This is a genomic window from Halobacteriovorax sp. HFRX-2_2 (assembly GCF_043196705.1).
In the GTDB taxonomy this organism is placed as follows: domain Bacteria; phylum Bdellovibrionota; class Bacteriovoracia; order Bacteriovoracales; family Bacteriovoracaceae; genus Halobacteriovorax_A.
Genome location: NZ_JBEBMT010000003.1, coordinates 411,049 through 426,294, shown reverse-complemented (window position 1 = coordinate 426,294; position 15,246 = coordinate 411,049). Strand labels below are relative to the sequence as shown.

General features: G+C 38.1%; 11 protein-coding genes and 1 pseudogene. 11 read left to right on the top strand and 1 reads right to left on the bottom strand.

Going from position 1 to position 15,246, the window contains the following annotated elements:
• The first annotated feature begins 78 nt into the window (after window positions 1-78).
• From ABMA79_RS12500 to ABMA79_RS12485, 4 genes are all read left to right on the top strand, one after another.
• Window positions 79-2,133, top strand: coding sequence for a PrkA family serine protein kinase (locus tag ABMA79_RS12500; RefSeq protein ID WP_393093028.1), 2,055 nt, complete (start codon window positions 79-81; stop codon window positions 2,131-2,133).
• Window positions 2,134-2,162: 29 nt separating this feature from the next.
• The gene (locus ABMA79_RS12495) at window positions 2,163-3,284 is read left to right on the top strand and encodes a DUF444 family protein (RefSeq protein WP_392860825.1); all 1,122 of its coding nucleotides are present in this window, start codon (window positions 2,163-2,165) and stop codon (window positions 3,282-3,284) included.
• A gap of 24 nt (window positions 3,285-3,308) precedes the next feature.
• Window positions 3,309-4,790 carry a SpoVR family protein gene (locus ABMA79_RS12490; RefSeq protein ID WP_392860824.1) on the top strand — a complete coding sequence of 494 codons (1,482 nt, stop codon included), beginning with the start codon at window positions 3,309-3,311 and terminating at the stop codon, window positions 4,788-4,790.
• A gap of 115 nt (window positions 4,791-4,905) precedes the next feature.
• A complete protein-coding gene (locus ABMA79_RS12485) occupies window positions 4,906-6,732 on the top strand; it encodes a hypothetical protein (protein WP_393093025.1) in 1,827 nt (608 codons plus the stop codon).
• Window positions 6,733-6,737: 5 nt separating this feature from the next.
• Here ABMA79_RS12485 and ABMA79_RS12480 read toward each other — a convergent pair whose 3' ends face one another.
• Complete coding sequence (locus ABMA79_RS12480; protein ID WP_393093023.1) at window positions 6,738-8,168, bottom strand: hypothetical protein; 1,431 nt, start codon at window positions 8,166-8,168, stop codon at window positions 6,738-6,740.
• A gap of 80 nt (window positions 8,169-8,248) precedes the next feature.
• On the opposite strand from ABMA79_RS12480, the gene ABMA79_RS12475 reads away from it, so the two are divergent.
• The 7 genes and pseudogenes from ABMA79_RS12475 (at window position 8,249) to ABMA79_RS12445 (ending at window position 15,245) form a co-directional block, all read left to right on the top strand.
• Window positions 8,249-9,949 carry a hypothetical protein gene (locus ABMA79_RS12475; RefSeq protein WP_393093020.1) on the top strand — a complete coding sequence of 567 codons (1,701 nt, stop codon included), beginning with the start codon at window positions 8,249-8,251 and terminating at the stop codon, window positions 9,947-9,949.
• Between the two features lie 12 nt (window positions 9,950-9,961).
• Window positions 9,962-10,999, top strand: a complete 1,038-nt coding sequence (locus tag ABMA79_RS12470; protein WP_392860818.1) for an RNA polymerase factor sigma-32 — start codon at window positions 9,962-9,964, stop codon at window positions 10,997-10,999.
• Between the two features lie 77 nt (window positions 11,000-11,076).
• Window positions 11,077-11,346, top strand: coding sequence for a 30S ribosomal protein S15 (gene rpsO, locus ABMA79_RS12465; protein WP_393093094.1), 270 nt, complete (start codon window positions 11,077-11,079; stop codon window positions 11,344-11,346).
• Window positions 11,347-11,576: 230 nt separating this feature from the next.
• Window positions 11,577-13,664: pseudogene (gene pnp, locus ABMA79_RS12460) on the top strand (polyribonucleotide nucleotidyltransferase); the annotation flags it as partial.
• Between the two features lie 188 nt (window positions 13,665-13,852).
• Complete coding sequence (gene dut / locus ABMA79_RS12455) at window positions 13,853-14,320, top strand: dUTP diphosphatase (protein ID WP_392860816.1); 468 nt, start codon at window positions 13,853-13,855, stop codon at window positions 14,318-14,320.
• A gap of 27 nt (window positions 14,321-14,347) precedes the next feature.
• Complete coding sequence (locus tag ABMA79_RS12450) at window positions 14,348-14,632, top strand: hypothetical protein (RefSeq protein WP_392860814.1); 285 nt, start codon at window positions 14,348-14,350, stop codon at window positions 14,630-14,632.
• 40 nt (window positions 14,633-14,672) lie between these two features.
• The gene (locus ABMA79_RS12445) at window positions 14,673-15,245 is read left to right on the top strand and encodes a 2Fe-2S iron-sulfur cluster-binding protein (protein ID WP_392860812.1); all 573 of its coding nucleotides are present in this window, start codon (window positions 14,673-14,675) and stop codon (window positions 15,243-15,245) included.
• Window position 15,246 lies beyond the last annotated feature (1 nt).

The window sequence follows — 15,246 nt, the reverse complement described above, 5'->3', positions numbered from 1 at the left end:
GCTTCTACTTAGTTTTTCACGTTATAATATATTTAGGAATTTAGCTTGCATCGAATGCAACTCATGGATGGAGAAGATATGACTAAAATGAATATGAAAGACTTTATGAGTGAGAACTACAAAGTTGAAGACTTTGCTCACTTACACTGGACGGGGAGTTTTCAGGATTACGTAGATCTTGTAGCTGAAGACCCAAGAATCGGACGCAATTCATTCCAAAGAATTTTCGATATGATTATGACTTTTGGAACGAGTACTTATCTAGAATATAAAAAAGAAATCACTCGCTATCACTTTTTTGATGACCCAATTGGAAATGGTAAAGATGCCGTTTTTGGAATTGATGTACACCTAATGAAATTAGTTAACTTTTTTAAGGCCGCAGCTCTTGGTTACGGAACTGAAAAAAGGGTTCTACTACTTCATGGGCCTGTTGGTTCTGCTAAGTCATCAATTGCAAGAAATCTTAAAAAAGGTTTAGAACACTATTCACGCACAGATGAAGGTGCTCTTTATACTTTTGAATGGTATGACGAAGAAGAATCTGACATTCTTGGTGGACAAAAAGTTTTTCCATCTCCAATGCATGAAGATCCATTAAAGCTAATTCCACACGAAGTAAGAAAAGAGTTCTTAGAAAATATGAATAAGGGCAATAAGGACCACAAGATTAAAATCCGTGGTGAAGTTTGTCCTGCTGACCGTTATATCCTGAATGAATACATGATTAAGTATGATGGTGACTTCATGAAGGTTATGGAAAACCATATCCGTGTTAAAAGACTAATTCTTTCAGAAAAAGATCGTCTAGGTATTGGTACTTTCCAACCTAAAGATGAAAAGAACCAAGACTCTACTGAGTTAACAGGGGATATCAACTACAGAAAGATCGCACAATATGGATCAGACTCTGACCCACGTGCCTTTAACTTTGATGGTGAATTCAATATCGCGAACCGTGGTATTATCGAATTTATCGAAATGTTAAAACTTGATGTTGCTTTCTTATATGACCTACTAGGCGCTTCTCAAGAGCAATCGATTAAGCCTAAGAAATTCGCTCAAACTGATATTGACCTTGTTATTCTTGGTCACACAAATGAGCCTGAATTTAGAAAGCTACAAAATAACGAATTTATGGAAGCACTTCGCGACCGTACCGTAAAAATTGATATTCCATATATCACTCGTCTTGATAATGAAGTGAGAATTTATCAGCGTGACTTTAACGCTGAAAAGATTCCTCATGTTCACATCGCCCCACACACTTTAGATATGGCAGCTATGTGGGCCGTTTTAACGAGAATGGAAGAGCCAAAGAAGGCCGATCTAACTCTTGTTCAAAAGCTTAAGCTTTATAACGGTAAGACGCTAACTGGTTATAATGAAGATAACGTAAAAGAACTTCGTAAAGAAGCTGTTAGAGAAGGTCTTGAAGGGATCTCTCCTCGTTATATTCAAGATAAAATTTCAAATGCACTTGTTAAGTATGGACACACTGGTTCTCTAAATCCATTCATGGTTTTCAACGAACTAGAGTCTGGGCTTAAGCATTCAATGGCAAATAATCCAGAAGCAGTAGATAAGTATCGTGAGATGCTAGCAATTGTTCGCCAAGAGTATACTGACATCGTTAAAAATGATGTTCAAAAAGCGATCTCTCTTGATGAAACTGCAATTGAAACTCTATGTGCAAATTATATTGATAACGTTAAGGCCTACACTCAAAAAGAGAAGGTTCGCAACAAGTACACTGGTAAGCTTGAAGAAGCTGATGAGCGTTTCATGAGAAGCATCGAAGAGAAAATCGACATTGCTGAATCACGCAAGGATGACTTTAGACGTGAGATCATGAACTACATCGGTGCTCTTGCAATCGAAGGTAAGCAATTTGATTACAAGATGAATGAAAGACTACACCGTGCACTTGAACTTAAGCTTTTTGAAGATCAAAAAGATGCGATTAAGCTTACAACAATCATCTCAAATGTTGTTGATAAAGAAACACAAGAGAAGATTGATGTTATCAAGTCTCGTCTAATTAAGAATTACGGTTACTGTGAAATCTCAGCAACTGATGCTCTTAATTATGTCGCTAGTATTTTTGCAAAAGGAGACAGTGCTAAGTCTTAGGACTTAGCACCTCCACAATTGGAGAGTTAATGGATCACCCGATTAAAAGAGACCACGCACGTTTTCGTAAAATTATTAAAGGAAAGGTGCGTGATAATCTAAGAAAGTATATTGCCGGCGGTGAGATGCCTATTCCAAAAGGTAATGGCCAATTTAAAGTTCCAATGCCTTCTATCAACACTCCACAATTTCGTTTTGGCGACAAAAGTCAAGGTGGAACAGGACAAGGTGATGGCCAACCTGGGGATCCAGTCGATGGACAAGGTGAACCACAAGAAGGTCAAGGAGAGCCAGGAGAAGCTGGTGAAGGGGAAGGTGAGAAGGCCCTTGATGTTGAAATGAGTCTCGATGAGCTTGCTTCAATTCTTGGCAATGAGCTCGCGCTACCTAAGATTGAACCTAAGGGGAAGAAGAATATGCAGTCAACTGTGGATCGCTACACTAGTATCGGTACAGTTGGGCCAGATTCCCTAAAGCATTATAAGAGATCTTTTAAAGAGGCACTAAAGCGTCAAATCGCAATGGGGACTTATGATCCAAAGAATCCTGTGGTTGTTCCAATTAAAAGTGATATGCGCTACCGCTCAAGTGATTCAAAGATTGAATTTGAAAACTCTGCGGTTGTTATTTATATGATGGACGTCTCAGGTTCAATGGGTGATGAGCAAAAAGAAATTGTTCGCACAGAATCTTTTTGGATTAACCTATGGCTTAAGTCTCAGTATAAAGACATTGAAATTCGCTATATCATCCACGATGCAACGGCAAAAGAAGTTGATGAAGAGACATTCTTTAGAACGCGTGAAAGTGGTGGAACTCTGATTTCATCGGCACTTAAGCTTTGTAAGGATATGATCGCTAGTGATTATAATTCGGATGAATGGAATATTTATCCTTTCCATTTTTCTGATGGTGATAACTGGTCGGCCGAAGACACAAAGGTTTGTCTTGATATTTTAAAGAATTCAATCATTCCAAATTCAAATGCATTCTTCTACGGACAAGTTGAGTCTCGTTATGGTTCAGGTCAATTTTATAAAGACCTTTCCAAAGAGTTCGGTGAAAAACATGAGGATGTCATTTTAAGTAAAATTAAAAATAAAGAAGCAATCTTAGATTCAATAAAAGATTTTCTAGGAAAAGGTAAGTAAGGCGTGACTCCAGTAATAAGTAGTATGGAAAGAACAAAACCACTAAGTGGTGAACTTGCAAGATTAAGAGATGAAGTACACGGCTATGCAGTCGAGTACGGACTTGATTTCTATCCTGTTGTATTCGAAGTTTGTGACTATGATACCGTTTGTATTCTTGCCGCAAATGGAGGATTTCCTTCACGCTATCCTCATTGGAGATTCGGTCTAGAGTACGACCGCCTTGCTAAAGGTAATAAATACGGTTTTCAAAAAATATACGAACTTGTGATTAACACAGACCCTTGTTATGCCTATCTTCTTAGCTCTAATCGTTATGTTGATCAAAAGCTAGTTATGGCCCACGTTTATGGCCATGCTGACTTCTTTAAAAATAACGCTTGGTTTAGAGGAACAGATCGTCGCATGATGGATGTTATGGCCAATCATGGGACAAAAGTGCGTCGCTACATGGATAAGTATGGCCAAGATCGTGTGGAAGAATTCATTGATACAGTTCTTTCTTTTGAAAACTTACTGGATGTTAATGTTCTTTTCCAAAGCGAAGAAAAACAAAAAACATCGGCCGACGAGGATTTTGAATTCAAAGATGATCGCTCGCAAGTTCTGCGCTCTTTCATGAATTCTAAAATGGGACGAGTTGGACTTGAAGAAGGTAAGGACGAAGTTAAAAAGACGCCTCTAGAGCTGTTAGATGAAGAAATTCGCGGCACACGTGATATCATGAAATTTCTTATTGATCATGCTCCAATTGAAGATTGGCAAGCGGATATCATAGGTATTCTTAGAGAGGAAGCGTATTACTTTCTACCTCAAAGAATGACAAAAATTATGAATGAGGGATGGGCCTCTTATTGGCACTCTAAGATCCTAACGAAGAAGGCATTGAATAGTTCTGAGATTATTGATTTTGCAGATATTCACTCTGGTGTTATGGCCATGAGTAAGCAAAATATTAATCCATATAAAATCGGTATTGAGCTGATGCGCGATATTGAGTACCGTTGGGATACTGGAAAATTTGGTAAAGAATACCAAGAGTGTACAGATCTACACAAGAAAGAGAATTGGCATATCGAAACGAATAAAGGACGCGAAAAGATTTTTGAAGTAAGACGTACTCATAACGATATTACTTTTATCGATGAGTTCTTCACTGAAGAATTTTGCAACCGTATGCAGCTTTTCACTTATAAGTATAACTCACGCACTGGCCGAAATGAGATCGAAACACGTGACTTCAAAGAAATTAAGGCAAAGCTTCTAAATCAACTAACGAATTTTGGTTCTCCAATAATAGAGGTCGAGTCTGCTAATCATAAGAACCGTGGAGAGTTACTTCTTCGCCATGTTCACCAGGGTGTCGATCTAGACTTAACTCAGGCCCAAGATACGATGGCAAATATCTATAAGATTTGGAAGAGACCTGTTTCAATCACAACTGTTGTGGAAGATAAGTCTATTGTTTATCAATTTGATGGTGTTGAGTTTAAAGAAGATAAGTAGTCGCTTTATTAATGAGTTGTCTATATTGCTTGTTGACCTAAAAATAGTTTCAAGTAAAATTGAAGTAACTTTCAATATTAGAAATTTTAGAATTTAAGTCAATTTAGGAATATACATGCTTTTAAAAAGTACTTTCTTTGTTTTATCACTTTGTGTTTCAATCCAAACATTAGCTGCAATAAAGCTCAATTCAGGACGTGGTGATATTTCATTGATAAGTAAGAATCAATCACGCCAAATAGATGCAACTAAAATCTCTAGTGATATAAATCTTTCTCAAGACACTCTTATTATTACTGAAGATAATTCATATGCTCGACTTTCAAATGAACGTGGTGATTTATTTATCATTGGGCCTAATTCAAAGGTTACAATTGAGCTTATCAATGCACCTGAAGGTGACTTTGTCTCACTTCACGCTGGGATCATAAGACTTAAAGTTAAGAAACAAAGAAAGGTTAGGGACACTCGCTTTGATCGTATTTTTGTAAGAACTAATAGCGCTCTTGTTGGCCTTGAAGACACTGACTCTCTTGTTCTCTACAATATCTATAATAACGTAACTGGAACGCTGACTTTTACTGGTAAAGCAAATATGAAGCGAATCAATCGCTCTCATAAATTCAGTGCGGGTGAAAGACTTGTTTTTAGAAGAAGTCTTAATGAACAAAAAATTAAATTTAAATTTCGTACAAATAATGAAATCAGAAATTTTAGCAAAGAGATTAATGATGTTCTCTTTGGTGAAAAATTAAAGGACGTGGCAACAGTTGCACGTGGCCAATATAGTGCTACATTTCACGAGTCAAGGCCTGTTTCCATGCCTGTTAAGTTAAACCCGCTACAGCTATCAAAACTTTATCCTAATAATCGTTTAGATATGACAGTCTATTCAGAAGATACTGATAGTGAGGAAATTAACTTATCTCCTTATCCACTTACAGATAATCTCTTCAAACCTGCTGAGCAGAGAAGCTCATATCGTGGCCAGTATTCAAGCTCACAAAAAAGGTATGCGCCAAAGGCCGGTGGATTAGTTGATCTGGTTTCTGGTATTTATATTCCACCTGAAAAGAATGCGACCTTCAATGAGAATTATCGTGTCTATGAAGCACGAGAAATTGGACGTATCAACAGCTCCAATGGGAATTTTATTTCCCCAAAGAATCTTACACTTGATCCAAACCGCGGATTTCTTGTTGTTAATAACACTCATGAGTCAATTCAAAAACAAAGTGAATTAAATGACCTCTTAAAATCAAACTTACTTCTTGCAAGCTATAAGAATGTTAGTGGAAAGAAAATGACGACGGCCGAAAGGTTTTCTTCAAATATTATAGGGCTCTCTCTTGTGAATCAGGGCCATACATTCGGCTATGATAGTGGCGATTATGAATTAGGCAAGAGGGGGATTGAGCTTAGCTTGGCCCTTATGGGTAATGGAAGCTTTCGTCCATTTGCCAAGTTTAGACTATTGAATGAAAACTTTGCGAGCTCAAGTCTTTCGAATAATATTGAACGATTCTATCAAATGAATCTTGGTGTCGATTATCAATTTGGTTCGATCTTCTACGTTAGTGGACAGCTTTCAATTGATGAAGAGCCTATTGTTTTAAATGCTACTTCTAGTATTGTCAGTGCAACTCTTACCAATTTTATCGGAGAGTTTGGCGTTAAGGTTCTTAATTTGAAAAAGCTAGACCTCTTTGCTAAAGCTGGTGCTAAGTATAGCTTGGCCAATGCTGATGATGGCTTTGATATTGAAAGTGGTATGGGCCTTTATTTCGGAGGTAAGCTTGATTATTGGCTTAATCGTTATAGTTTCGTCTTCGCTGAGCTAGAGTATTTAACACACTCTTTCTCTATTTCTGGTGGCGGTAATGACAGCGATGTTGATATGAGTGGCGCGATGATTAACTTTGGTTATCGCTATTCGTTCTAACGAGATCAGTGCCCAAGGTCTGGGTACTGTGCTAAGTCTAGTTCGTAAATATCTTTTTGATAAATAAGCACTGGCTCATTAAATTTCTTTTGTGCTGGTGCTGTAATCATGGACTCAAGTCGATCCTGTATCGTTTTTGATTCCATCTTTTGATCCTTTCGAATCACTTCAGTTGTAAAATTATCCCATAGTTTCGATTGCATATGCAGCCAGCAACTGATGATATTCTTGTTAAGGCATGACTTATCACTTAGCTGAATCCAGTTTTGATCATTATTTAATAATTTTAAATATGTACTAAGAATCGCTGCCTCATAAGGTAGACGCTTGTTATAACGAATATCCAGATTATTCATTAGGTAAACGGCCTCTTTAAACTTTCCTTCTTTGATAAGAATATTGATTCTTAAAAGTTCTTTTTCACGAGAAAGTGAGTCTGATAATGGAATTTTTGAAAGTGCGATTCGAGCATTCTTAAAATTCCCACTAAGCCATGCTGTGGTAAGTATGAGCTTATTATTTACGATTGATTCAGGCTTTTGAATTAAGTTTGATATATAGTGAGAATAGGCCGTCTTGATATCATCTTTATGAATCTCCATGTGGCCTTTAATTTTATTTGTATTTGTATTATCAATTGATTGAGCAAGTTTTAATGCTTGATCATATTTTCCAGCGTTATAAAGATTAACTGAAACTAGTGTTCTAAGCATTGGGTCAGCATAGAATTCAACTGGTATTGTTCCATAGTGTTTTAAAACTCTTTCGTGCTCTTTAAAAAAGATACCATAACGAAGAACTGTTTTTATGATATCGATATTGTTGCTGGCCATTAGGTCTCTGATTCGTGTTGATCTAACATAACCTTTAAGACGCTTTTCTAAGACAAGGTTAAGCCAAGTATTGTCCTGATATGGATTCTTGTTGTGGATTCTGACAATGCAATTATTGAAGATTTCTTCAATTTTCTCATTCATTTCTTTTGGCATTGAAAGGGCACTCACCATTCTCATTGTACAATTTTGATAAAACCAAGAGGCGTTATCTTGTAAGGAGGCCAGTGTCTCGCGTGTCTCCTTGGCCCGTGCATCGGAGAAGTATGCAAGTACAAGGAAGCGGTTAATGAGAAGTTGTTTCTTATAACTATTTGTTTTGGCCGAAAGTTTTTCTAGAACAAGGATGGCATCATTGGAATGGCCATCAATTAAAAGGGATTTAGCAACCCTCAATTGATCAAGAAAATCCTTGCGATCATCTAGTTGTAGCCCTTCATTGAAGTAAGCGGCCTCAATTTCGTGATAGATATTATAAGGTGGATCTAGCTCACGCTTGGCCTGCCTTGAAATAATATTTGCATTAGATTGCGCACGAATGACTTCACTTAATAACGATAAGCTTATGAGTAAGAGAATGGCCTTAAGTGAAATTATTTTCATATTTTAATTCTTTTAAATTTCCCATTAAACCTTTCGGGAATAATTCCGATAACTTAAGCGAAAGTTTAAATGGATTTTACATGGATGTTTTTGCAAAATTCTTAAAGTATATGCGTTTGTTGGCCTGCTCATTGTTGGCAATGATATCGCTACAAGCACTATCAGCTGATTCTCTTGTTCTTAACAAACAAGGAGATAAGATATTTGATAATCTTGGTAAGTCTATTGAGCAATCTCGTGTTAAAAATTCAAAAGAAAATTTCGACCTTCTAAATAATTACCGAAAATTCTATCTCGAAGATGAAAAGCTTGATTATTTTTGTCGTGAAAATAGTGCAAAACTTTACTTCAATAATGGCCTAGAAAGAGACGAGTTCTACCGAACAATAATGGCCACACTTCAGTATAAGATGATGAATTATTCGATGCAGGCCATTGCAACTTATGCCAAGAAGCTTCAATTTGATAGTGAGCAATATGACAATCTTGTTAACTCTCTCGTTTCAAAATGTTCTCAAAATATTACATTGATGGGCCACCGCCTAATTAAATATCTTTTCCAAAACTACTTTAAAGACGAAGGCCAAATCTTTTTACCAATTGATCAAAGAAAGAAGCTCTATACAGATAAGTTAAATAAACTACAAAGTGAAAATGAAATTCTAGTTAATGAGTTATACTACACCACTGGTATTTTCTCATACGCATGCTCATGGGGGGGGCAAGTTAATTACCCAAGAAAGCTTGCAAATTTCTTATCTTCATCTGCTGTCATGAGCTATATCATTCGCGAACTTAGCGGTCTTGATACATATGCATTTAAAGATAAGCTCTCAGACAAAAAAGGGGCCCTTTGCCGAAATCAAATCTGTCGCCCAAAAAACATCTCCAAAATTCAACAAGATATTATTCGTCCAGTTGGTTCAGCTAATCTTAATTTTGATTATAAACTGGCCTATTGTGAAAAATTTCGTTTCTCATCACCAAAGTACTCCACTGAGGTTGATAGCGAATTTGTTAAAGCGCTTGATGAATTTAAGGATGAAAAGCCTCGCCTTATTGGTCAATTCTTGGCCCTCGTCACACGAGTGCCTGATTTTAACGTTTGGACACATGATTCAAAAACGATCAAAGATTATATCTCTTTATCAAATGATGGCCTATGGGATTTTTGGGCCCTTGATTATTTAAAATCAAATTCTAAAAAACTTTCTTACGAGGAAGCTCTCGTTATGCAAGTTGATAAAGAAGTAAATAACTACTTTGTTTATCGCAAAAGCTTTCCTGAAATAAATTTCAATGTTCTTCATGGTGAATTTGATAAGGCCAGTGATGTAACTAATATGATTAATCTCCACTTCGATATCAATATTCCACGTACTGATATTAAGTGGATTTATGAGCAGTACAAAATCGCTCATGTTGGAAATGACGACAAGAAAGTTGAACAGCTAAAAAAACGTCTAAGTCTCTATATTGAAAATGACTATAAGGATATTAAAAATACCCTAATGCAGTTCTCTGTAAATGCAGATCTCACTCAAGTGATGACCGATGAACTTATTAGACAATTCGATATTATTGACTATATCGAGCTGCCAAAAGGTGATGAAGCAAAGCAACTAAAGATTGGAGTTAACATCCGCATTGCTCCATTTGCTCTTGTTGCAATACGAAATAAAAGGATTGTCACTGATTTATCAACAAGGGACTTAAATGAAATTAAGTCCTTAGAAACCCTAAATAATATCGATTCTATGGCCGTCGAAGCCAAAAAATGATAAATAGCCTTAATGGCAAAAGTTAAAAACAATAATAAACCAAAGTTCGATGTCGAGGTTCTTCCATCTGTCGAAGATTCCGATCTTATCGTAACTCCTCATTCAATATCTGATGAGGAAGGCGACTACGTTGATATCGGCCCAAAGAAGCTGACAATTGATGAAGAAGTCCAGCTGATTCAAGAGACACTACCGGCCATTGCTTCGAACCTGCCGGTTCCTTCCAAGCTAGATAATAAACTTAATCAATACCTAAAAGAGATCTCTCGCTACGAACTCCTTTCACCTGAACAAGAAAAGCTACTCGTTAAGCAATTTCGTGAATCAGGGGATATTGATCTGGCAAAGAAGCTTGTTGTCTCAAATCTACGCCTTGTGGTTAAGATTGCCATGGAATATCGCAGTGCTCATGCCAATGTGATGGACCTTATCCAAGAGGGAAATATCGGCTTAATGAAGGCCGTCTCACTCTTTGAGCCAGATAAGGGTGCCAAGCTCTCTTATTACGCTTCTTGGTGGATTAAGTCTTATATCTTGAAGTTCATTCTCGATAATTTTAAGTTAGTTAAGCTCGGTTCAACTAATGAACAGAAGAAGCTTTTTTATAACCTCATGCGTGAAAAAGAACGCCTCGAGGCCCAGGGGATTAAACCCGACCACAAGACCATTGCTCAAAACCTTGATGTAAGCGAGAAGGCCGTGGCCCTGATGGATATGCGCCTTGGTGAAGGTGGCTCAGAAGTCAGCATCGATACTCCTGTGGGAGAGTCATCATCAACAATGGGTGATCTGCTACCTGATTCTGGTGACTTTGCTGAGGATATTGAATTTCAGCAATCCTTGAAATTATTACAAGATAATCTGGACCAATTCATTCAAGGCCTAAAGCCTAGGGACCGAGAAATCTTTCGTGAGAGACTCTTAAATGATGCTCCGCGCTCACTCCAGTCCATTGCTGACGATTACGGGGTGTCTAGAGAGCGAATTCGCCAAATTGAGGCCCGTTTGCTCGAGAATTTAAAGGTTTACATGAGCGAAATTATAAGATAATATGCTCAAAATTATAGCGCCCCTCACTTGGCCTGGAAAATAACTTCCTTGCTCGGTTTTGGGTAAGTACGGAGAAAATTATGATTACAAAAGCAGAAACTGCAAGCATCGTAGCTGAATTTGGTGCAGGTGAAAAAGACAGCGGAAGTGCAGCGGTTCAAGTTGCTATTCTTACAACAAGAATCAACAACCTAAAAGCTCACTTTGGTTCACACATCCACGATTACTCATCTAACCGTGGTCTTCTTAAGATGATTGGACGTCGTCGTCGTCTTCTTAAGTATGTAGCTACTAACAGCGAAGAAAGCTACAAAGCACTTATTAAGAAACTTGGTCTTAGAAAGTAAACCAAATAAAAAGAAAGGAAGCTTTATGCTTCCTTTTTTTTATTTAAAAAGTTAAAATTTTAGTACGGAAATGGTTAAGAGGAGAGTTTGAGATTTAAGGGATATTAAAATTTAAAAACATGCTGATTTCGGTGGTTTTAGATTTTCATATTCTTTGGATTTCTTCTCACATACATTCCAACTAACACATTTCTTAATATAGACATTCAAAAATATAAATGGAGTTATTTATGTTAAACAACAAACGAGAGTTTACTTACAACTTTGGTGGTAAGGAAGTTACAATTGAAACTGGACGTATGGCCAAGCAAGCTGACGCATCAGTTATCGTATCTAGTGGTGGTACACAAGTTCTAGTTACTGCTACATCTGCAACTCAAGTGAAAGACGGACAAGACTTTTTTCCACTTCTAGTTGAATACACAGAAAAATTTTACTCAGCAGGGAAATTCCTTGGTGGATTCCTAAAAAGAGAAGGTCGCCCTTCAGTAGGTGAGACTCTAAATGCTCGTCTAATTGATAGACCACTTAGACCTCTTTTCCCTAATGGATATATGTTTGATACTGTTATTTCTTGTACAGTTATCTCTTACTCACCAGAAGGTGACCCTGAGGTTCTAGCAGCACTTGGTGCTTCTGCAGCTCTAACTATTTCTGATATCCCATTTGCTGGTCCAATTGGTACTTGTAAGGTTGGGCGTATTGACGGTGAATTCGTAATCAACCCTGACCACGATAAGTGGGAAGAGTCTGATATGGAAATCGTTGTTGCAGCAAGTGACAATGCAATCCTTATGGTTGAAGGGGAAGCGAAAGTTGCTCCTGAGCAAGATGTTCTTGATGCAATCTTCTTTGGACAAAAAGAAATCGAAGGTTTCGTTTCATTCCTTAAAGATATTCAAAAAGAAGTTGGTAAAGAAAAGCGTGAATTCATTTCTGCTGCTGCTAACGAAACAATGCTAGAAAAAATTAGAACAGACTACACGGCAACTGCGCGTGAGGCCCTAAAAATTACAGATAAACTTGAAAGACAAAAAGCTGTTAAAGCGATTGAAGCTCAAGTTAAAGACGCAATGGCGGCGGATCCTGCAGCATTTGGTCTTGCTGAAGACGAAGCTTTTGGAAAAGAAGCATACAAAGGTGTTGATGAGCTAATGTATGAAATGCTTCGTGGAGATATCCTAGACGAAGATAAGCGTATTGCTGGACGTGGTCTTGCTGAAGTACGTGAAATCGAAACAGAAATTGATGTTCTTAAAGTTCCACACGGATCTTCTCTATTCACACGTGGTGAAACTCAGGTAATGGCCGCTGTTACACTTGGTGGTAGCAAAGGTGCTCAAATGAGTGATCGTATTATCGGAACAAGTGAAGATCAATTCTACCTACACTATAACTTCCCTCCATACTCAGTAGGTGAGGCACGTGGTGTACGTGGTGTTGGACGTCGTGAACAAGGTCACGGTAACCTTGCTGAACGTGCTCTTAAAGCAGTAATTCCTACAGACTTCCCATATACAACTCGTCTTGTTTGTGAGGTTCTAGAGTCAAATGGTTCTTCTTCAATGGGTTCTGTTTGTTCTGGTTCAATGGCACTTATGGACGCTGGTGTTCCTCTAGCTGCTCCAGTTGCAGGGATCGCAATGGGTCTAGTAACTGATGGTGAGAGATTCAAAATCCTAACAGATATCCTTGGTGACGAAGATCACCTAGGTGATATGGACTTTAAAGTTGCAGGTACAACAGAAGGTATTACTGCAATTCAAATGGATATTAAGATCACTGGTCTTACAAAAGAAATCGTTGAGACTTCAATGGCACAAGCTCGTGAAGGTCGTCTACACATCCTAAGTGAAATGGCAAAAACGATTAGCGTAGAAAGAAAGACACTTAAAGAAGGTGTTCCTGTTATGAAGTCTATGCAAATTAAGCAAGATCAAATCGGTGGCCTTATTGGTCCTGGTGGGAAGAATATCAAGAAGCTTCAAGAAGATTTCGATCTTACTATCGAGATTGATGAAGATGGAACAACTAAGTTCATCTCAACTAACCAAGAAGCAATCGATGAGTGTATGGCACTAGTTGCTCTACAAATGAATGGACCAGAAGTTGGAAAAGTATACGAAGCGAAAGTTGCATCTTTAAAAGATTACGGTGCATTCGTTGATATCGCTGCTGGTGTTGGTGGACTTGTTCACATCTCTGAAATCGCTGAAGAGAGAATCACTGATGCTGCTGACTACCTAGATGAAGGTCAGGAAGTTAAGATCAAGGTTCTTGAAATCGATAAAATGGGACGCGCTAAGCTTTCTATCAAAGCTGTTGAAGCTCTTAAGAGAAAAGATGGAAAAACTGAAGCTGAAGCACAAAAAGATGCTCCTAAGCGCGAGCCACGTGAGTCAAGAGACGGTGACAGAGGTGATCGTCGCCCAAGAGGTGACAGAAAACCTCGCGGTGACAGAAAGCCACGTGGTGACAAAAAAGACTAATAGGCAGATTGAGACTTATGATCGATAGAGTAGTTGATTTAAAAGTTAAGAAGCTAGAGCATTACGACTCTAGCTTCGATCTTCCACAATATGAAACAACTGGAGCTGCAGGAGCAGATCTTCGTGCTCACCTTGAGAACAAAGATGACCTTGTTATCGCTCCAGGTGCTCGTGTTCTTGTTCCTACAGGTTTAAGCTTTGAGATCCCTCATGGATATGAAGTTCAAATCAGACCTCGTTCAGGACTTTCATTTAAGACAGACCTACTTGTTGTTAACTCACCTGGGACAATCGATTGTGATTACCGCGGGGAAGTTAAGATCATTCTTGGGAATTTCGGCAAAGAAGATTTTATCATTAAGCATGGCGAGCGTATTGCTCAAATGGTTATGGCCCCTGTTTGGCAGGCCAGAATCTCGGCCGTGGATGAGTTGACTGATACTGAAAGAGGGGCCGGAGGCTTCGGTTCAACAGGAACTAAGTAACAAACCTATACAATAAGGATTATTTCAATGAGTTTAAAGGTAAACTATAGTCAGGCCTCAAATCAAGAGGAAGCTTATAATCTAGGAAAGCAGGCCGTAACGCCTGAGTACGTGGCAAAATTCAATGTAAAGGCTGATGTCACAACAGATGATGGTAATTTTTCCATGCAAGCTAAAGGAAAAGGCTTTGAATTGAAGCTAAAGTTTGAAGATTCTTACTGTCTAGTTGATCTTGACCTATCTTTTATGCTAAAGCCTCTTAAAGGAAAAATTTTAGAAACCATTGAGAATAAGATCAAGAAGACCGTTTAATCGAGTTATTCGTTCTCAATAAATTTAATAAAGGCTTAAAATGTTCAAAGTTAATCTTACTCCATCAAATGAGACAATTTACGTTGATGATGAGATGTCTCTATTAGAGCATCTGAAAAAGAATGGAGTTTATGTTAACTCTAGTTGTGGAGGACACGGTACATGTACTGACTGTATTGTGAGAATCACTGCTGGAGCAGATAACCTAAATGAGCCGACGGAAGTTGAGCAAAAACTTTTAGGGAATGTATTCCACATCACTAAAGAGCGTATGTCTTGTCAGACACTCGTTAACGGTGAAGTTACTGTGGATATGTCAGGGCACACGAAAGCAGGTGTTGAGGCCAAGCGTGAAGCTAAGAATAAGAAAGTTGTTAATGAGAAACTTTCAAAGCTTAAGCAATCTGGAAACTTCAAAGTAAGAAAGAAAGATGAAGTTGAAAAGGTTATGACTGAGCGCCAAGCAAAGTGGGAAGAAAAGAACTCTAAGAAAGAGGAATGGAAGAACCACTGGGAGCGTGATGGACGCGACAGCTCAAAAGAAAAACGCCTTGGTGGTGGTCGCCGCCCTAAAACAATTCGTCAAAACTACAAAGAAGACGATAGCGAGTAAA